Source organism: Roseibium limicola (assembly GCF_017313085.1).
GTDB classification, from domain to species: Bacteria; Pseudomonadota; Alphaproteobacteria; order Rhizobiales; family Stappiaceae; genus Roseibium; species Roseibium limicola.
In genome coordinates this window covers 40,310-59,306 of record NZ_JAFLNF010000004.1, presented here as the reverse complement: position 1 = coordinate 59,306, position 18,997 = coordinate 40,310, and the positions used below count along the sequence as shown (strand labels likewise).

General features: G+C 60.4%; 18 protein-coding genes and 2 tRNA genes. 4 read left to right on the top strand and 16 right to left on the bottom strand.

Annotated features, from left to right (window positions below; genetic code table 11):
• Positions 1 to 156: 156 nt before the first annotated feature.
• The 3 genes from J0X15_RS10115 to J0X15_RS10105 all read right to left on the bottom strand — a co-directional run bounded on the left by J0X15_RS10115 (position 157) and on the right by J0X15_RS10105 (position 2,449).
• Positions 157 to 1,848 carry a CHASE domain-containing protein gene (locus J0X15_RS10115; protein ID WP_206940339.1) on the bottom strand — a complete coding sequence of 564 codons (1,692 nt, stop codon included), beginning with the start codon at positions 1,846 to 1,848 and terminating at the stop codon, positions 157 to 159.
• 244 nt (positions 1,849 to 2,092) lie between these two features.
• Positions 2,093 to 2,179 (bottom strand) — tRNA-Leu (locus J0X15_RS10110).
• Positions 2,180 to 2,362: 183 nt separating this feature from the next.
• Positions 2,363 to 2,449 (bottom strand) — tRNA-Leu (locus tag J0X15_RS10105).
• 184 nt (positions 2,450 to 2,633) lie between these two features.
• Here J0X15_RS10105 and J0X15_RS10100 point away from each other — a divergent pair.
• A complete protein-coding gene (locus J0X15_RS10100; protein WP_206940337.1) occupies positions 2,634 to 3,614 on the top strand; it encodes a complex I NDUFA9 subunit family protein in 981 nt (326 codons plus the stop codon).
• A 94-nt stretch (positions 3,615 to 3,708) separates the two neighbouring features.
• Here J0X15_RS10100 and J0X15_RS10095 read toward each other — a convergent pair whose 3' ends face one another.
• Positions 3,709 to 3,945, bottom strand: a complete 237-nt coding sequence (locus J0X15_RS10095; protein WP_206940335.1) for a DUF1127 domain-containing protein — start codon at positions 3,943 to 3,945, stop codon at positions 3,709 to 3,711.
• A 159-nt stretch (positions 3,946 to 4,104) separates the two neighbouring features.
• Between J0X15_RS10095 and J0X15_RS10090 the strand changes: the two genes are divergently transcribed.
• A complete protein-coding gene (locus J0X15_RS10090) occupies positions 4,105 to 5,112 on the top strand; it encodes a helix-turn-helix transcriptional regulator (RefSeq protein ID WP_206940333.1) in 1,008 nt (335 codons plus the stop codon).
• A gap of 13 nt (positions 5,113 to 5,125) precedes the next feature.
• Here J0X15_RS10090 and J0X15_RS10085 read toward each other — a convergent pair whose 3' ends face one another.
• Positions 5,126 to 5,932 (bottom strand): undecaprenyl-diphosphate phosphatase, encoded by an 807-nt coding sequence (locus J0X15_RS10085; protein ID WP_206940985.1) that lies wholly within the window; start codon positions 5,930 to 5,932, stop codon positions 5,126 to 5,128.
• 194 nt (positions 5,933 to 6,126) lie between these two features.
• On the opposite strand from J0X15_RS10085, the gene J0X15_RS10080 reads away from it, so the two are divergent.
• Together J0X15_RS10080 and queG are read left to right on the top strand one after the other, a co-directional pair.
• Positions 6,127 to 6,819, top strand: coding sequence for a glutathione S-transferase family protein (locus J0X15_RS10080; protein ID WP_206940331.1), 693 nt, complete (start codon positions 6,127 to 6,129; stop codon positions 6,817 to 6,819).
• Between the two features lie 8 nt (positions 6,820 to 6,827).
• Complete coding sequence (gene queG / locus J0X15_RS10075; protein WP_206940330.1) at positions 6,828 to 7,952, top strand: tRNA epoxyqueuosine(34) reductase QueG; 1,125 nt, start codon at positions 6,828 to 6,830, stop codon at positions 7,950 to 7,952.
• Positions 7,953 to 7,961: 9 nt separating this feature from the next.
• On the opposite strand, the gene J0X15_RS10070 is transcribed toward queG, so the two are convergent.
• The 11 genes from J0X15_RS10070 to obgE all read right to left on the bottom strand — a co-directional run bounded on the left by J0X15_RS10070 (position 7,962) and on the right by obgE (position 18,925).
• Positions 7,962 to 8,729 carry an SDR family NAD(P)-dependent oxidoreductase gene (locus J0X15_RS10070; protein WP_206940328.1) on the bottom strand — a complete coding sequence of 256 codons (768 nt, stop codon included), beginning with the start codon at positions 8,727 to 8,729 and terminating at the stop codon, positions 7,962 to 7,964.
• Between the two features lie 59 nt (positions 8,730 to 8,788).
• A complete protein-coding gene (locus J0X15_RS10065) occupies positions 8,789 to 9,319 on the bottom strand; it encodes an RNA pyrophosphohydrolase (RefSeq protein ID WP_206940326.1) in 531 nt (176 codons plus the stop codon).
• Between the two features lie 11 nt (positions 9,320 to 9,330).
• Complete coding sequence (locus J0X15_RS10060; protein WP_209015243.1) at positions 9,331 to 10,470, bottom strand: divergent polysaccharide deacetylase family protein; 1,140 nt, start codon at positions 10,468 to 10,470, stop codon at positions 9,331 to 9,333.
• A 92-nt stretch (positions 10,471 to 10,562) separates the two neighbouring features.
• A complete protein-coding gene (locus J0X15_RS10055) occupies positions 10,563 to 11,903 on the bottom strand; it encodes a S41 family peptidase (protein WP_206940324.1) in 1,341 nt (446 codons plus the stop codon).
• Positions 11,900 to 13,393 carry a murein hydrolase activator EnvC family protein gene (locus tag J0X15_RS10050; RefSeq protein WP_209015242.1) on the bottom strand — a complete coding sequence of 498 codons (1,494 nt, stop codon included), beginning with the start codon at positions 13,391 to 13,393 and terminating at the stop codon, positions 11,900 to 11,902. Before J0X15_RS10050 ends, J0X15_RS10055 begins: the two co-directional genes overlap by 4 nt.
• A gap of 240 nt (positions 13,394 to 13,633) precedes the next feature.
• Positions 13,634 to 14,116 carry a 23S rRNA (pseudouridine(1915)-N(3))-methyltransferase RlmH gene (gene rlmH, locus J0X15_RS10045; protein WP_206940322.1) on the bottom strand — a complete coding sequence of 161 codons (483 nt, stop codon included), beginning with the start codon at positions 14,114 to 14,116 and terminating at the stop codon, positions 13,634 to 13,636.
• An 80-nt stretch (positions 14,117 to 14,196) separates the two neighbouring features.
• On the bottom strand, positions 14,197 to 14,607 hold the full coding sequence (rsfS, locus tag J0X15_RS10040) for a ribosome silencing factor (protein WP_206940320.1): 411 nt from the start codon (positions 14,605 to 14,607) through the stop codon (positions 14,197 to 14,199).
• A gap of 164 nt (positions 14,608 to 14,771) precedes the next feature.
• Positions 14,772 to 15,407 carry a nicotinate-nucleotide adenylyltransferase gene (locus tag J0X15_RS10035; protein WP_206940310.1) on the bottom strand — a complete coding sequence of 212 codons (636 nt, stop codon included), beginning with the start codon at positions 15,405 to 15,407 and terminating at the stop codon, positions 14,772 to 14,774.
• Complete coding sequence (locus J0X15_RS10030) at positions 15,404 to 16,684, bottom strand: glutamate-5-semialdehyde dehydrogenase (RefSeq protein WP_206940308.1); 1,281 nt, start codon at positions 16,682 to 16,684, stop codon at positions 15,404 to 15,406. The genes J0X15_RS10035 and J0X15_RS10030 overlap by 4 nt, the downstream gene beginning before the upstream one ends.
• A 55-nt stretch (positions 16,685 to 16,739) precedes the next feature.
• Positions 16,740 to 17,879, bottom strand: a complete 1,140-nt coding sequence (gene proB / locus J0X15_RS10025; RefSeq protein ID WP_206940306.1) for a glutamate 5-kinase — start codon at positions 17,877 to 17,879, stop codon at positions 16,740 to 16,742.
• A complete protein-coding gene (obgE, locus tag J0X15_RS10020; RefSeq protein WP_206940303.1) occupies positions 17,879 to 18,925 on the bottom strand; it encodes a GTPase ObgE in 1,047 nt (348 codons plus the stop codon). Before obgE ends, proB begins: the two co-directional genes overlap by 1 nt.
• Positions 18,926 to 18,997 lie beyond the last annotated feature (72 nt).

Here is an 18,997-nt window from a genome sequence, read left to right as displayed (position 1 = left end):
TCGCAAAACGTCCGACAGTTCGTTGCGATGCCGGACCTGTTATCTGATCATCCGGTTGAGGTAGAACATGCGCTGGCCCTAAGCAAGCAAAGACACAGATTGTGGTGTCGAAACTGCGCCACGGCCAAGCGCCCTCAACCTCAGGATGACGTGACGTCAAAGAACCGTCTTGGCTGGCAGGGTCAGGACGATCCGTGTCGCCGTTTCGGTGATCTCGCGGTTCATCTTGCCAGACAGCTCGTGCGTCACATTCAGCTGGATCAGGCGCGAGCCAAAGCCCTGGCGGGCGCTTTCGGGAACCGGTCCCGTTTCGCGTGTCTCGTGCCAGTCGATCTTCAGCAGCCGATTGGCGCCCTTGCCTTCAAACGACCAGGAGACCGACAGATCGCCATCCGGCCCGGTGACACCGCCGTATTTCAGGGCATTGGTGGCCAGTTCGTGGAACACCAGCCCCAAGGCTTGCGCCGCCTTCTCATTGACTTCGACATCAGGGCCCTTCGTTGCTTCTGCGGCGATCTCGTCGCCCAGAACCTGTGACAGCTCCGAAGTCAGAAGTTCCTGCAGGCGGGCTTTCGACCATTGCGAGCGAGTCAGCATGTCCTGGGCATTGGCCATGGCCAACAGACGCCCCTGAAAGGACTGCGAAAAATCTTCCAGATTGTCTGACCGGGCCGCCGCCTGACGCGCCATGGCGCTGATCCGGGCGATGGCATTCTTCAAGCGATGCTTCATTTCCTGAAGCATCAAGTCTTTTTCCTCCAGGCTGCGCCGATCCGCCTTGACCAGAGCCCGGGCATTCATCACTGCGCGAAACTGGGCGTGGCTCATGGCCGCCGCACAGAACCCCAGAAGGACAACGGCAATCCCCATGCCATAAACCGGATAATAGGTCGCAGGATCTGCAAACTGGGCCGCCGGATAGATGGTAAACTTCCACTGCCGTCCGGCAACAGGGGCTGTCACTTCGGCTGACATGCGCTCGCGCTTGGCAATCGCCTCATAGCCGGCCGAGCGATACAGCGGCAGAACCTCGCCTCCGGTGACATCGGAGGTTTCCAGCACCACAGGCAAGATGCCACTGGATTTCAGAGCGGCCTCATGCAGATCTCCGGCGCGGAATGGCGCATAGATGAACCCCGCCACTTCCAGACCGTCGGCCCCCTGCGGCGCATTGATCGCCTGACCCAGACCACCGCCTTCGGTTCGGGTCACATCACCGTCCGCCTGGACCTCCAGCTCCACCGATTTGTACCAGGGCAGATAGACAAGAAAGCCAGCCTGTTTTTCGTCGGTGATCTCCTGCACCAGCAGGACCGGCGACGTGGCAACAGCTTCTCCTGACTCGATGGCCTTTTCCATGGCTTCAAGGCGACGTGGCTCGCTGGCCATGTCAAAACCCAAGGCGGCGCGGTTGCGCTCTGATGATGGCTCGAGCAGGACGATGGCGGTGCGCAAGGCGCCAGATGCTTCGGGCCAGACTGTACGCTCGATGCCGTAGGTGCTGGCAAGCTCCGCCTCGATCTCCGGCTCCGAACCTGCGGGAACAACCCGGGCAAACCCGATCCCCTGGACACCGCGATAGCGGCCGCTCAGATCAAGCCCGGCGGCAAATGCCCGGAATGCGTCGGGACTGACGTCCTCCTTGAAGGCGGTATAGAGTGCCTTGGTGGATTGCAGCAGAGAGACATGCTGCTCAGTGCGCGCAACGATGCGAAGCGCTGCTTCCTGAGCATAGCTTTTAAACCGGGCCTCTTCGGCCAAACGCAGATTTTCATTGTAGGAAAGGGTCGCCCCGAGGCCGATGGCCACCACAAGGGAAAACACCAGCGGTGAAATCAGCCGGTACATTTTATCTCCGTCAGAGCTTTGGCATAAGGCCATGCCCCAGAACTGTTGTTATCCAAACATGCCCCTGAAGAAAATCGCAAGTTAATTCAGTGTCCTTGTACAAAAAGATGAAATTAAGGCGTGTGTTTGAAGACGTTGTTCCGCGCGGCGCCGGGAACTTCTGTGCAAGCTGCTGCAGAAACGAAAAAACCGGCCATGAGAGGCCGGTTTTTCGATGTCTTCGATGGTAGTTCGAAGATAATTTTGGTGCCCAGGAGAGGACTCGAACCTCCACGCCCTTGCGAGCGCTAGCACCTGAAGCTAGTGCGTCTACCAATTCCGCCACCTGGGCACGTGAGAGCGGCTTTTAAGCAAGGCCATCTCTCTTGTCAATTTATATAAGCATGTTTTGCCACAGTCTTTTCTGCGAGGGCGACTTGATGGACGACCCCTGAAAAGACAGCAGGCAAAAACGAAAAAACCGGCCAGAGGCCGGTTTTTCACAAGGTCTTCGATGGTAGTTCGAAGATAATTTTGGTGCCCAGGAGAGGACTCGAACCTCCACGCCCTTGCGAGCGCTAGCACCTGAAGCTAGTGCGTCTACCAATTCCGCCACCTGGGCACGTGAGAGCGGCTTTTAAGGACGCCCCCCCACCTTGTCAATCGGATTACGACAGATTCTTCTCATTCATGCACAGGCTCGGTGGAGAAGCTCTTCACAGGGGAGACTGGAGGGGCTAAGAGACTGAGAGATACAGCCGCTTTTCTGCCGGCAAGGATTCCAGGACGCGATAGAGGCAACCCCCATGTCCAAGGCTTTCAATGGAAAACTCGTTACTGTCTTCGGTGCTTCCGGGTTTATCGGCCGGCATCTGGTGCAGGCGTTGGCAAAGCGCGGTTACCGTGTGCGTGCCGCCATGCGCCGGCCGGATCTGGCAGAGTATCTGCTGACAATGGGCCTTCCCGGCCAGGTCATGCCGATGCAGGCCAACCTGCGCTACCGCTGGTCTGTCGACCGCGCCGTTCAAGGTGCTGATGCCGTCGTCAACTGCGTCGGGCTTCTGGCGCCTTCCGGCAAGCAGAGCTTCGATGCCGTGCAAGCCTTCGGCCCCCGCGCCATCGCGGAAGCCGCCCGCTCTGCAGGCCTTTCCGGCATCACCCATGTTTCAGCCATTGGCGCCGATCCGAAGTCCGCTTCCGACTACGCCCGTTCCAAGGCGCAGGGCGAAGCTGCGGTGATGGAAACCCTGCCTGACAGCATCATCATGCGCCCCTCGATCGTGTTCGGCCCGGAAGATGACTTCTTCAACAAGTTCGCCAACATGGCCCGCTTCACCCCGGCCCTGCCGCTGATCGGTGGCGGCGAAACGAAGTTCCAGCCGGTCTACGTCTGCGATGTGGCGGAAGCCATTGCACGCGCCGTTGACGGCGAATTGAAGTCGGGTGAAACCTATGAGCTGGGCGGCTCGGAAGTCATGTCCTTCCGTGACTGCATGGAGATCTTGCTGGATGTGACCCGCCGCAAGCGCCTGTTGCTGCCGATCCCGTTCGACGTTGCCTCGCTGATGGGCAAGGTAATGCAGCTTCTGCCGAATGCCCCGATGACGGCGGATCAGGTAACCCTGCTGCGCTCCGATAATGTGGTCTCGCAGGAAAAGAGCGACCAGGGCCTGACCCTGGCGGGCATCGGCGTCCAGCCGAAGACCCTTGCCGCCATCCTGCCGACCTATCTGGAGCGCTACCGCGAGCGCGGCCAGTTCGATGCTCACCGGCTGACCGCTGACTGACGGCACCGCGCGATCGACACGTTTCAAGGGCGGCCCGTGGCCGCCCTTTTTTTGTTGTTCAAGCGAAAGCCGCACCAGGCGCATGTCACGCCCCTCATTGCCACCTTCGCACTCTGCTGACGTCACGCTGCAGGTCCACCTGGTATCCACTGACGGTGCGTTGCAGGCCAACGTCCTTCAACAGCCGTTCATCCAGCGCTTCCAGCGCGCGAAGCGACCGACGGCGGCGGTTTGCCAGAAGCAGCGCCAGAACGCCGTGACGGATGACATTCAGCACAAGCCGGAGCAGTGAAACCTGGGACCGCAGTGCTGTTGTTTGCTGATAGGCCATTTTCCTCGTCTCCCATTCAAGCCGGCGGTGATGTTTGCCGGGGATAGAGAGAAGATGGCAGGGCATACCTGACAGCAGAGAGTCAGGTATGATCGGGCAGATTGAATTTTCTTCTCCCCTCCGTCGTTTTTTTGACGGGCAATGCATTTCGGCAGATCCATGAATTCGATTGAACGCGCCCTTGCCATCCTGCTGCTTCTGACCGGCGGACGTCTGATCACCGCGACAACACTGTCTGAGCGTTTTGAAGTCTCCCTGCGGACGATCTACCGCGACATCGACCGGCTGATTGCGCTGGGTATTCCGGTGGAAGCAGAACGTGGCTCGGAAGGCGGCTATCGGCTGGCAAAGGACTATCTACAGCCACCCGTCGCGCTGAGCCGCAACGAGACCGCCGCCCTGCTGACGGCGCTGGCGCTGGTGCGCAGCTTGCGCACGCTGCCGTTGAAGGCTGACCTGGAAGCAGCCGAGCGCAAGTTGATTGCCAGCCTGCCGAAATCTGTGCTGACCTTGCTTGGCGATGCGGAGCGCGTCATCGGCATCGAGCCCATGCCGGCGGACATCTTTCACTACAGCACCAAGGCGGAGCCGACCGAGCATTGGCAAACTGCACTGGACGGTTTCATGATCGGGCTGCTGGAAAGCCGGCGGGTGCGCTTCGAGCATCACAACCCGGCACGGCCAGCGGCGCGTCCGCATGATGTGGAGCCTTATGGCGTGCTGTTTGACCGGGACCTGTGGTATCTCGCCGGCCGCTCAGTCGACACCGGAGAGTTCAAAATCTATCGGGCCGACCGGGTGCGACAGATCGAGGTCAGCGGATTTCGCTTCCGCCCCGACCCGGAGTTTCATGTCTCAAGCCTGCTTGGCGGTGCCTGGTTGTCAGAAGCCATGCGGCGTTGGGAAAAGGAAGGCCCGAGCACCCGGATCCGCATGCACAAGGATCAGATCAAGCGGCTGGCGCAGGACTGGTATTATCGCCACGCCACCGTGACGGCAGACGGCCCCGAGCACGCCGTTCTGAGTTTGCCGAATGTTGCCGCGGTGCGGATCCTGCCGCTGGTGCGCTGGCTGGGACCGGGCGCGGAAATTCTGGAGCCCGTGGAACTGCGCGACCAGCTGAACGCAGAACTGGAAGAGCTGATGCAAGCGCACCAGTCTTCCTGAACTCAGGCCAGAATCAGCCCAAGAAATACAATCCGGCAAAGCCGGCCAGACCGGCAAAGATCCGCCACCAGGCAAACGGTGCAAAGCCGTGCCTGGAAACGAAGTTCAGCAGACCCTTGACGACGAAAACCCCGGCAATGAATGACGTGACGAAGCCGACGCCGATAATCATCGCGTCGTCCATGGTGAGCACATCGCGGTTCTTGTAGAGATCATAGGCGAAGGCCCCGGCCATGGTCGGCATGGCGAGGAAGAACGAAAACTCCGCCGCTGAGCGCTTGTCCGTGCCCATCAGGAGGGCACCGGCGATGGTCGAGCCCGAGCGCGAGACGCCAGGCACCATGGCAAGACACTGGCAGAAGCCGATCTTCAGGCACAGGCTGAGAGGATATTCGGTGACGTCGGTGTAGCGTGGTGTCAACGGCAGACGGTCGATCCACAGAAGGATGACACCGCCGATCAGCAGGGTCGAGCAGATCAGCGCCGGGCTTTCAAACAGCACTTGCTTGATGAAATCGTGAGCCAGCGCGCCGATAACAGCCGCCGGCAGAAAGGCCAGTAAAATGCCCGCGACAAAGCGTCGGCTCTCATTGCTGCTCGGCAGGGTAATCAGGAGATTCCACAATCTGGCGAAATAAACTGTGAGTATAGCCAGAATCGCACCGAGCTGGATCAGCACCTCGAAGGTCTTGCCCGTGCTCTCGAAGCCGAGAAAATGCCCGAGCAACAAAATGTGACCGGTGGAAGAAACCGGGATGAATTCCGTCAGTCCTTCAACAATCCCTAAGATAAAGGCGTTTACAATCGTCTGGTCCGGCATCAAAGGCATTCCTTCAGCAGTCCCGTCGGGCATGACGAGCTTCCGGTGGTAAGATCCTGAAGTTAATTCCCTGCCTTTGTCGGTTTGTCAAAGGCTTGATAACCAAGCTTAAGACACAATTGTCAGATAGCGCCGGGGTCAGGGTCTTCCCGCCATGATCCCAGCCATCCACCCCCAGTCGCGTTCAGGCGTTCATGTACACGCTCTATCATCACCCGTTCTCTCCCTCCTCTCGCTTCATCCGGCTTATCCTTCGGGAATATGGCGCAGAGTTCGAGGAAAAGCCCATGAACCCCTGGGAGCGCCCGCAAGAATTGTTGCTGCTCAATCCGGCAGGGACCGTTCCCGTGCTTGTGGAAAACGAGGGGCCGCCGATCTGTGGTCCCTTGCCGATCATGGAATATCTGGACGAAACGCGCGGCTATGCGGTCGGTGACCGCCGCCTCATGCCGGATCACCCGGAGGCGCGGGCCGAATGCCGACGTATTGTCGACTGGGCCCTGACCAAATTCGACAATGAAGTTGTCGGCCATCTGGTGCGCGAGCGGATCTACAAGCAGACGATGCCAAAGTCGGCAGGCGGCGGCGAGCCCGATTCGGCCGCGCTGCGCGTGGCGCGGGCCAACATCCACCATCACATGAAATATTTCGGCTACCTGGCCGCTTCACGCCGCTGGATTGCCGGCGAACGTCTGAGCTTCGCCGATTTCGCCCTGGCGGCGGAAATCTCCTCGGTCGATTATCTGGGCGAAGTGCCCTGGGCGGCAGAAGAAAACGTCAAAAACTGGTATGCTCGGGTCAAATCCCGGCCTTGCATGCGCCCGCTGCTCCTGGAAAAAGTGCTCGGCATGCCGGCCAGTTCCACCTATGCGGATCTTGATTTCTGACGGACCAGATGCCCACCACACGGCAGACCGAGCGCTTGCTGAGAGGCTTGCGCGAAAAGGCTTTTGCGCTCGGCTTTGAAGACGTGAAGATTGTCCGGGCCGACACGCTGCCGCATGTCAGGGAACGCCTGCAAAGCTTCGTCGACAACGGCTATCATGGCGATATGGGCTGGATGGCGGAAACGCTGGAGCGCCGCGCCGCGCCGACATCGCTGTGGCCCGAAGCCCGTTCCGTGTTGATGCTGGCGATGAACTATGGCCCCGAAGACGATCCGCTGGCCCATCTGCAATCTCCGGATACTGCCGGTATCTCCGTTTATGCGCGAAACCGCGACTATCACGACGTCATCAAGGGGCGATTGAAGGAAATCGCCAGCCATCTGGTGTCGCGTGGTGGCGGGGATGTGAAAGTCTTCGTCGACACGGCACCAGTAATGGAAAAGCCTCTGGCGGCAGCAGCCGGCCTCGGCTGGCAGGGCAAGCACACCAATCTGGTGTCACGCAAGATCGGCTCCTGGTTCTTCCTCGGGTCAATCTTTACCACCCTGGATCTACCGGAAGACGGCGCCGAAAAAGACCACTGCGGCTCGTGCCGAGCCTGTCTCGACAGCTGTCCGACCAGCGCCTTCCCTGCGCCCTATCAACTTGATGCCCGACGCTGCATCTCGTATCTGACGATTGAGCATGGCGGGCCTATTCCCGAAGAATTCCGCAAGCCGATGGGCAACCGCATCTACGGCTGCGACGACTGTCTGGCCGCCTGCCCCTGGAACAAGTTCGCCGTGTCGGCGCGCGAGGCCAAGTTGCAGGCGCGCGACGACCTGAAAGCCCCGTTGCTTGAAGATTTTCTCGGGCTGGACGATCCGTCGTTCCGCAAGCTCTTCTCCGGCTCGCCGATCAAGCGCATCGGCCGCAACAGGTTCTTGCGCAATGTGCTGGTGGCAGCTGGCAACTCGCACCAACCGGAACTGCTTGCAAGAGTGCGCCCCTTGCTGGACGACGCCCATCCCCTGGTGCGCGGCAGCGCCGTCTGGGCGTTGAAGCAACTGGCCGCGCCGTCCGACTATGCGGCTGAGAAACAAGCACGGCTGAAGTCAGAAAGCGATGACGACGTGCGCCGGGAATGGCGCTAACTGCTCGCCTTACGAAGCAACCAACAATCCGCCGTCGATAGGAATAACCGCACCGGTCATATAGGATGAAGCATCGGAGGCAAGCAGCAGAAACGGACCATCGAGGTCCTGCATCTCCCCCTTGCGCCGCATCGGGATCTGCTTGAGAAGCCGCTCTCCCTTGTCCGTCTGGAAGAAACCCTCGTTCAACCCTGTCTCGAAATAGCCCGGCGCCAGTGCGTTGACACGGACATTGTGGCGCGCGAATTCGAGCGCCATGGCCTTGGTCATCTGAATGACACCTGCCTTCGACACGGAGTAGGACGCGAGTTCCGCCCGCACGCGGATCCCGGCAGTCGAGGCGATGTTGATGATGTTGCCGGGTTCCTCGCTGTCACGCCAATGACGGCCACAGGAGATCGCCATCAGCCAAACACCGCGCAGGTTCACATCCATGACGGCGTCGAAATCCTCTGCTGTCTTGTCGAGGGCCCGACCTTCACGAATGATGCCAGCGTTGTTGACCAAAAGATCCAACCCGCCAAAGGCCTCAACCGCCTTCGCACGGCAGGCGTGGATCGAAGCCCCGTCGCTGACGTCCAGCTCGATCGCACGCGCTCCGCTGGCTCCCAGACCCACAAGCTCCTGCTCGAGCTCGTCCAGGCGATCCGTTCGCCGGGCAGCGATGCCGACATAGGCGCCGCTTTTGGCACACAGACGGGCGAAATGCTCGCCCAGGCCACTGGAGGCTCCGGTGATGAGCACACGCTTTCCGTTGAGATCCTGGGTCAGGTTCATATCGGGCTTTGTTCCTCCGGGTCAGATTTTCTACCCCTCACCCGGCCAGCGGGGGCGCTTTATGCTGTCAAAGGCGCGAAGATTGCGACCACTTGCGCATAGACGTCACGCTTGAACGGCACGATCAGATTCACCAGATTTGCCGCTCGCTCCCAGCGCCATTCGCCGAATTCGGCAGAATGACCTTCAGGCGGTTGCAACACGTTGATTTCGCTATCGGGACCTTCGAAACGAAAGGCATACCACTTTTGCGCCTGGCCGCAGAACTTTCCTTTGCGGGTGTCGGCCAGGATCTCCGTCGGATAGTCGTAGGTCAGCCAGTTCTCTGTCTCGCCCAGATAGCTGACGGACCGCACAGAGGTTTCCTCGTAAAGCTCGCGCAAGGCCGCCTTGCGCGGGTCTTCTGAAGGGTCAATCCCGCCCTGAGGCATCTGCCAGGCGAAGTCATAGGTCGATTGGCCCTTGCCGTCGTCCCGCTTGCCGGTCCACACCAACCCGTCCTGATTGATCAGCATAATGCCGACGCACGGACGGTAAGGCCGCCCTGCCTTTCCAGCCGGAAAACCAGGGATCACATCTGTTTCGCTCACGGGCGGCTCTCTTAACGGTCGATGGTTGCGCTCACGGGGACAAGCTGAAGGCCGCGCTCTTCCAGATCACGGCTCCAGATCTCCAACTGACGAATGGTGACAGGCAAGGCCGAGGACGATGCAACAGCGACGCCTCGGGCGCGGGCGACCCCTTCCAGTTGCAGCAGCTTGGCGTTGATCTCGTCTTCACGCGGCACACCGTCGAGCACCACATCAACGCCGGAGAAAGGCGTCTTGGTTTCGGCGGCGACTTCACCGGCAACACTGCGCGACGACGTTCCGTCATCGACGAACATCAGTCCGCGGTTGGTCAGCTTTTCGAAAAGAAATTGCATGGAAGGGCGCGTCGACATGAAGCGGGCCCCCATCTGATTGATGATGCCGACGTAATTGGTGACGCGGGTCAAAAGCCACTGGAAGCGGTCCACCATCTCGCGCTCTTGCAGGCTGATCAACAGCGTATGCGGGCCGGGATCATTGTCAGGAAAATCGAACGGCTCCATCGGCATCTGCAAGAGCAGCTCATGGCCCTTTTCACGCGCCTGCTGCATCCAGCGATCGAGGTTGGCGCCATAGGGCGCCAAGGCAAGGGTCACGTCGCTTGGCAGGCTGGCAAGCGCATTCTCCGTGCCGGTCTGGCTGAGGCCCATACCGCCAACGATAATCGCAATCTTCGGGATGGAGTGGAATTCGGTAGCGACCGGCCGGGCATAGACATCAAGCGGGCGCAGGCCTTCGTTGCTGACGGTCGGGAGATAGCCCTGGCCCGAACGCTCAATGACGCGTGGGTCCGGGTTGACCAGATCGACACGGGTGATCTCGCTCTGGCCGGCGGGCTTTTGCAGCTCGTAACGCGGACCAAGGCGGTTGGACGCTTCGTCGGGTCGAAGGTTCGGGCCCAGCTCCTCGCCATCAAGGGACGGGCGAATTTCGACCACCTCGATGTCGCGCTGACTCAGACCCTCAATGGAGTTCTCAAGCGGCACAACCGCGATCGGCTCACCGCCGAGCGGATCGTCGACCACCATCATCCAGACGATGCCCGTTGTCACGACAACGCTGAGAAGACCTGTCCCGATCAATCCGAAGGGAAGACGCACAAAGCGTCGTTTTCCCAAGCCTAAGGGCGCTGTGAGGTCTTCGCTTGCCATCGTTTCCCGGTGGAGCCTCCTGTATCCGGTCGAACAAGACCCCGGGCAGCCGCTTTGATCCTGTCAAAACCGCTGCCCGGGGTCGATCTCAATCACTCGGCGCTGTTAGACGCCTTGTCACCCATCGGCGGGAACGAGCTGTCGACCTTCACGCCGCGCAGCAGATCCAGAGCCAGGTTGAGCTGGGTGTCGTCCTTCGGATCGGCTGGCACGTAGGCCTGGCTGCCGGACCCCTCGTCGCCTTCACCTTCGGCTTCCAGGTGACCGCGCAGACCGGCTTCACCCTTGGTCTCCGTGGTCCGATCCTTCAGCTCGTCCGGCAGCTCCTGCAGAGCTTCGATGTCCGGCTGAATGCCCTTGGCCTGGATCGACACGCCCGACGGGGTGTAGTAGCGCGCCGTGGTCAGGCGGATGGCACCATTGGCGCCCAGCGGAATGATGGTCTGCACCGAGCCCTTGCCGAAGGACCGTGTGCCGAGAATGGTCGCCCGACGATGATCCTGCAGCGCACCGGCCACAATTTCAGACGCCGAGGCAGAACCACCGTTGACCAGAACAATCACCGGCTTGCCGTTGCTCAGATCACCGGCACGTGCGTTGTAGCGCTGGGTTTCTTCAGCGTTGCGGCCACGGGTGGAGAGAACTTCACCCCGTTCCAGGAAGGCATCGGAAACGGCAATCGCCTGATCCAGAAGACCGCCCGGGTTGTTGCGCAGATCAAGAACATAGCCCTTGAGCTTGCCCGCATCGATCTGCGTTGAGAGCTCTTCGATTGCCTTGTTCAGACCATCCATCGTCTGTTCGTTGAACTGGCTGATGCGGATGTATCCGACATCGTCCTCTTCACGCCAACGCACGGACTTGATGCGAATGATATCGCGAGTGATCGTCACGTCGAGTGGCTTGTCCATGCCTTCGCGAATGATGCCGACCTTGATGTCGGTACCGACAGGCCCGCGCATCTTTTCAACGGCATCCTTCAGCGTCAGGCCCTGGACCTGCTCCCCATCGATATGGGTGATCATGTCGCCAGCCAGAACGCCAGCATGGAACGCCGGTGTGTCATCAATGGGCGAGACAACCTTGACCAGGCCGTCTTCCATAGTAACCTCGATGCCGAGACCGCCAAATTCACCGCGTGTCTGCACCTGCATGTCGCGGAAGTTCTTCGGCGACAAGTAGCTGGAGTGCGGATCGAGAGACGTCAACATGCCGTTGACGGCATTCTCGATGAGCTGGGCATCATCGGGCACTTCGACATAATCGGAGCGGACGCGTTCGAAGATGTCTCCGAACAGGTTCAGCTGGCGATAGGTGTCCGAGGCTGCCGCGTTCGCCGAATCGCTCATGCGAATAGGCAGTTGCGACAGGGTTGTTACCGCAGTCGCCCCCATCAAGGCACCAACGAGCAGCAGAGAAGCTTTCCGTATCATCCGCGAGCCTTTTCCTCTTCTGTGCGCGCCCACCAGGGTGTGGGGTCTATCGCACGTCCATCTTTTCGAAATTCAACATATAGAATCGGCTGCGAAGAGCCAAAACCGATTGTGGAGGCACTGGCCCACTTGGTCGTGCCCATGACGCCTACCGGCTCGCCGGCGAGGACAAACTGCCCCAGTTCAGCGTCGATTCGATCCATCCCAGCAAGGAGAACATGGTAGCCCCCGCCAGCGTTCAGGATCAAGAGCTGTCCGAAGGAGCGGAAGGGGCCTGCATAGACCACCCATCCGTCTGTCGGACTGGTGACAGGCGAGCCCGCGCGCACGGCGAGGGATTGCCCTTCACTCAAACTTCCAAAGTCGTCCGCCTGGGCGAAATCCCGGACCATCGCGCCTGAAACAGGCAGCGGCAGGCGGCCACGGGTGTCGCTGAAGGCTGCAGCCGGAGCAAGACGCCCCGGATCGGCAAAGGGATCGGAGAACCGGTGGCGCTCACTCTTGGCCACGAGGGCCGCCTTGCGCGATTCTTCCGCAGCCGTGCGGGCGCTTTCAATTTCACTTTCCAGAGAGGCGATCAGTCCCTGAAGCGACTTGGCTTCATTGGCCAGTTGTTCGGACCTCTGCTTTTCCTCGTTCAGCACCTCAGCCGTCTTGCTGCGTTGCTGACGCTTGGCGCTGAGCAGCAGTTCCAGCCGGGATTTTTCTTCCGCCAGGCTTGTGGCGTCGCCCGTCAGACGGGTCTTTTCCCCGGCAATTTCGGACTTCAGATTCGACAGCGCGCTCAGGTCGGCGGCGAGAGCCTCGGTTTCCACCCGCAATTCCGGCATGACCGCATTCAGGAGGATCGCACTGCGTACAGCCGACAAGGCGTCGCTGGGGCGCACCACCAGAGCCGGAGGCGGCCGCCGGCCGATACGCTGCAACCCAGCCAGAACATCCGACAGGACGCCCCGGCGGTTTCGAAGCGATGCCTGGACAGCCCGTTCGTTCTCTTCCAGACGCAACAACCGACGCTCGGTGTCGGTCAGGGCGGTGTCGAGTTCCTTGATCCGGTCGGCAGTCACAAGGATCTTCCGGTTCAGGCTTTCCCGATCCCGGTCGATCAGGGCGATCTCCTGCTCAATCTCACCCTGCTTTTCATTTGAGAGCGAGATATTGTTGCTGAGAGCCCGTAATTCATCTTCACGCTGTTTTTTCTGTAGCAGCGCCTGTTCCATTGGAGAGACATCGGACGCAGAGACTTCCGGGCTTTCCGACGCCTGCTGCTCTTCCAGTGTTTCCGTAGCCCCAGCCGGTGGCACGGGCGCCATCGACAGAATACCAAAGGACACGACGGTCAGTGCGGTGATGACGGGCAGGCAGGCGCACAAAGAGGCTGAGGCGCTTTTACGCCAGGACCCACTGCCCCCATTTCTGCGCCGGCCATGTCCCACCGCTGTTTCGGCAACCGGGACAGCCAGGCCCTTGCCCGCCGTTCGAACCATCATGCTCTTTCGATACCCAGCCCACCGTTAAGGAACGGTTCACCAAAACAAAGATGTTCGGGTCGATAGGCTGGAAATCAAACTACGAGCAGATTGCGGCGACAAACAGGCATGTCCTCTCGGCAGTTTTGCCCGATACTCACAGACCCCACAGACGAGATACAATAAGCCCTACCCTGTTACAGACCAGCTGCGAGGCAGGCTGCGCGCTGATGCGGGGACCGTTCTGAACGGATCCGCTTTTTACTCGCGATGATAGGGATGGCCGGACTGGATGGTCAGGGCCCGGTAGACCTGCTCCACCAGCAGAATGCGGGCGATCTGATGCGGCCAGGTCATGGCCCCGAAGGCCAATTTCTGATCCGCACGGCTCAACAGATCCGCCCCGTGCCCGTCGGCACCGCCAATGGCAAAGACGACATCCGGCACGCCTTCCATTTTCCAGTCGTCGATGCGGCTGGAAAACTGCGGGCTGGTCATGGTCTTGCCGTGCTCGTCGAGAACGACAAGTCTTGCGCCCGGAGGCAAAAGCGCGAGAAGCGCCTTGGCCTCATCGGCCTTGCGGTCGGAAGCCTTGCGGGCCGGGCTCTCCGCCAACTCCTTGATCGACACGGAAGTCACGCCCAGGGGGCGACCGATCTTCTGCGCCCGATCCAGGTAACGGTCGAACAAGTCTCTCTCGGCGCCGGACTTCATCCGTCCGACGCAGGCTATTGTTATGCGCATGGTGTCCCTGGCCGGTACGCGACCGGCATTTTCTCATCTGCCCAGCTGCGACCAGGGCCGCATAACATTCCGAACCGGTTTTAGATCACCAGTTGCGGAGCTGTGTCATCTTCCGGGGCCCACATCTTTTCCAGATTGTAGAAACCGCGAACTTCCGGGCGGAAGATATGGACCACCACGTCTCCAGCGTCGATCAACACCCAATCACAGGTGGTCTGACCTTCAACGTTGGCATTGCCACCGCCAGAAGCCTTGATGTCGCGCAGAAGATGGTCGGCAATCGCTCCGACGTGACGATGAGACCGTCCGGAAACGATCACCATGTTGTCCGCCAGGGCGCTTTTGCCACCGATGTCGAGGGACACGACGTCCTCAGCCTTGCTATCGTCAAGGCTTGCGAGAACTGTGTCGATGAGTTCACCCGGCAGCGCTGCGCCGGCGGGAGACTGGATTGAAGCAGACGCTGGGGTCTGCTCGCCTTCAAAGGTCATGGTCAGGTGTTGTGCCTTTCGCCTAAAAATGCCCGCCGGTTGTCCTACTCGGTCCGGCGGATTGACCCTTACCCCGGCCGCCAACTCGGACGACCAGGTTCAAGGATACCCCTGCCTGTTTGGCGTTTTCAAGACACCGTACAGCGCAGGGCGCTCACTTTCCGTTACGTTGTCTGGCGCTTTCTCAGCTCCGTGGACGAATTTCCGTCCAGCGGCGCGTGTAAAAACGTCCAGGCGGGTGCCGCCAGATGGGGCAAAATCACGGCGTCACCTTCGTCAATCCGGGCGTAGCCATAAGTTTGTGCCATGGGGGCAAAGAGCACCGACAAGGACGCGTGCGGGCGGTCGACAACCGCAACCGGCACGCTGTCCATGATGGTGCGCCAGTCCTGCCAGCGATGAAAGCTGGCGAGATTATCTGCGCCCATGATCCAAACAAAGTTTAGATCCGGGCGCTTTCGGCAAAGGCGTTTCAGCGTCTCGGCCGTGTAAGGAGTGCCCAGCACCACCTCATGCGCTGTAACGCGCATCCTCGGGTGGTCCGCCAAGGCACTGGTCATATGGATGCGCTTGTCGAGGGGCGCAAGATCCGCTGCGTCTTTCAGCGGGTTTCCCGGTGTGACCAACCACCACACCTGATCGAGTTTCAGACGCTTCATCGCCGTCATCGCAACAGCGCGATGACCGGAATGCGGCGGATTGAAAGACCCGCCAAAAATGCCGATGCGATTGCCAGCCTCGGCATGGGGCAGTTTGACCCAATCCGGATGGCTTGTCCGCGTCGCCGCAGGACTACTCATGAACGGGTCTGTCCCTCGCCGCGCACCTGATACTTGAAGCTGGTCAATTGTTCAACGCCAACCGGACCACGGGCATGCATTCGCCCGGTGGCGATGCCGATTTCAGCACCCATTCCAAACTCGCCGCCATCGGCGAATTGGGTCGAGGCATTGTGCAGGACAATGGCTGAGTCCACGGTTGCCAGGAACAGCGCCGCTGCCTTGGCGTCCTCGGTGAGGATACAGTCGGTGTGACCGGAGCCATATTCCGCAATATGCGCCATGGCTTCGGCCTGGTCGGCCACCACCTTCACAGCCAGAATCTTGTCGAGGTACTCGGTGCGCCAGTCTTCTTCCGTCGCAGCCACAATGCCCTCGCCGATCGCCTGCACCGTTGCATCGCCCCGAACCTCGCAGCCCGCGTCCTGAAGTGCCTTGAGGATCGCCGGCAGATGGCTCTGGGCGACCTCACGGTTCACCAGCAGCGTTTCCAGCGCGCCGCAAATACCGGTTCGGCGCAGCTTGGAATTGACGACAATCGCAGCGGCTTTTTCCACGTCGGCGGCCTTGTCGACATAGATATGCACCAGACCTTCGAGATGGGCAAAGACCGGAACACGCGCATCAGCCTGAACGCGTGCGACCAGGCTCTTGCCACCGCGCGGGACGATCACGTCGAGATTGCCGTTCAGCCCCTGCAGCATTTCGCCAACGGCGGCACGGTCCGTCACCGGCACCACCTGAATGGCATCTTCCGGCAGACCGGCAGCCTTGAGCCCCTGACGCAGCGCTGCATGCAGCGCGCGGTTCGAGTTGATCGTGTCGGAGCCGCCTCGCAGAATGACTGCGTTGCCAGCCTTCAGGCACAGAGCCCCTGCATCGGCGGTGACATTCGGGCGGCTTTCATAGATCACACCGATGATACCCAACGGTGTGCGGACACGCTCGATCTTCAGGCCATTGGGCCGATCCCAGGCAGCCAGGACGCCGCCCACCGGATCCGGCAGCTCGACGATGGCTTCCAAAGCCTGGGCAATCGCCTCGATCCGGCTGATATCCAGTGTCCCGCGGTCAAGAAAGGCCGCCGTCTGGCCATTGGCCTTCATCGCCTCGATGTCACGGGCGTTGCCGGTCAGAATGTCGGTCGCTGATGCGCGCACGGCCTTGGCCATCTCACGCAGCGCAGCGTTCTTCTGCTCCGTTGGCGCAAGGCCGAGCACCTGGCCTGCAGCGCGGGCACGTCTGCCCATATCCGCCATCAGATCCTTCAGGTCTTCAGTTTCAACCTTGTCCAGCATGCCGTGTCTCTCTTATGTCCAGTGGCCCTGATCACAGGGCCCTATGTGTGCCGTCTTATCGGGTTTCCGCCAAAAACGCATCATCCAGCGCCATGTCGTCGCGATGGACCATTTCCGCCCGTCCCGGATAACCGACAATCGCCTCGATCTCGCGGCTGTTGCGTCCGGCAATCATCTGCGCATCGTCGTGGTCGTAAGCCACGATACCGCGACCGACAATCCGTCCATCGCCGCCCAGAATAATCACGGCATCGCCGCGATAGAACTCGCCATTGACCCGGACGACGCCGGCTGGCAGCAAGCTCTTGCCGGAGCGCAGCGCATGAAGCGCTCCATCGTCCAGCAGCAATTCGCCTTTTGGTTCCAGATGGCCGCCGATCCAGGCCTTGCGGGCGCTGGCGGCCGAGGCTTGCGCCGGAAACCAGGTACACCTTGCGCCTTCGACCAGAGCCTTCAGCGGATTGAGCGTCTTGCCCGAGGCAATGACCATCGTCGTGCCGGCCGCCGTGGCGATCTTTCCGGCGTCGATCTTGGTCTTCATGCCCCCACGTGACAGCTCCGAGGCCGCACTGCCGGCCATCGCCTCAATCTCCGGCGTGATGCTGGGGACCAACGGCAGGAAGACAGCATTCGGATCGAGATGCGGCGGAGCCGTGTACAGCCCGTCGATGTCGGACAGCAGCACCAGGCAATCAGCGCTCACCATGGTGGCCACGCGAGCCGCAAGGCGGTCGTTGTCGCCATAGCGGATAACGGATGTAGCGACAGAGTCGTTTTCGTTGATGATCGGCACTGCGCCAAGCTTCAACAGTGTCGACACGGTCGCACGCGCATTGAGATAACGCCGCCGCTCTTCCGTGTCGCCGAGGGTCAGCAGGATCTGCCCTGCCTTGCGGTTGTGCCGACCGAGCACAGCCGCATAGGTCTTGGCCAGCTCGATCTGCCCGGCGGAAGCTGCCGCCTGACTTTCCTCAAGCTTCAGCGGACCTTTTGGCAGGCCGAGAATGTTCCGCCCCAGGGCAACGGAGCCCGACGAAACAAGCATGATTTCGGCGCCATTGTCTGCAAGCGCGACCAGATCAGCGATCAGGGCTTCCAGCCAGGCCGTCTTCAGACCCTGCTCGTCAACGAGCAGGGCAGAGCCGATCTTGACGACGATGCGGTGAAAATCACCCAGGCGATATGTATCGGACATCAAGGGCGCCAACCCTCCTCCGGCTTGGATGGCACCGCATTGGCAGCATCCTGTTTATCCTTGTCGATTGCGCGCATGATCATGCGCAGAGCCCGCTCGACATTGAGGCCACTGGCAGAAGACAAGATCAATGGCTTCTGGCCGCAGGCCGCTTCCAGCGATGCGCTCCGCTCGGCAATCAGGTCGTCGGTCAAGGCGTCGGACTTGGACAGAGCCACGATTTCCGGCTTGTCGATCAGGCCGCCGCCATAAGCTTCGAGCTCGCCACGAACGACCTTGTAGGCCTCGCCCGGATCTTCCTGGCCCGAGCCGTCAACCAGATGCAGCAGCACACGGGTGCGCTCAACGTGACCCAGGAATCGGTCACCAAGGCCGGTGCCTTCATGCGCGCCTTCGATCAGCCCGGGAATATCGGCCATGACAAAGGAGTTGCTGTCGATCTGGACGATGCCGAGGTTCGGATGCAGCGTGGTGAAAGGGTAATCGGCAATCTTCGGTTTGGCCGCAGATACGGTCGCCAGGAAAGTCGATTTACCGGCATTCGGCAAACCCACAAGACCGGAATCCGCAATCAGCTTGAGACGCAGCCAGAGCCATTTTTCCTGGGCTTCAAGACCCGGGTTGGCATGGCGCGGCGCCTGATTGACCGAAGACTTGAAGTGCGCATTGCCAAAGCCGCCGTTGCCGCCCTTGAGCAGATGCACCCGCTGGCCGATGGTGGTCAGATCGGCGATGACCGTCTCGTTGTCTTCTTCAAGAACCTGGGTGCCAACGGGCACACGCAAGGTTACATCCTCGCCAGCTGCACCGGTGCGGTTCTTGCCCATCCCGTGAACGCCTGTTCCGGCTTTGAAGTGCTGCTGATAGCGGTAGTCGATCAGCGTGTTGAGGCCATCGACGCATTCGATGATCACATCACCGCCGCGCCCGCCATCACCGCCGTCCGGACCGCCGTATTCTATGTATTTCTCGCGACGGAAAGACACGCAGCCCGCCCCGCCATTGCCGGAACGCACGTAGACTTTTGCCTGATCGAGGAACTTCATTGCTCTAGGTCTTTCTTTTATTCGTCGTGGCCATCACGCTGAGCGCGCGGCCGCGAATTCCTGTCTGGTCGC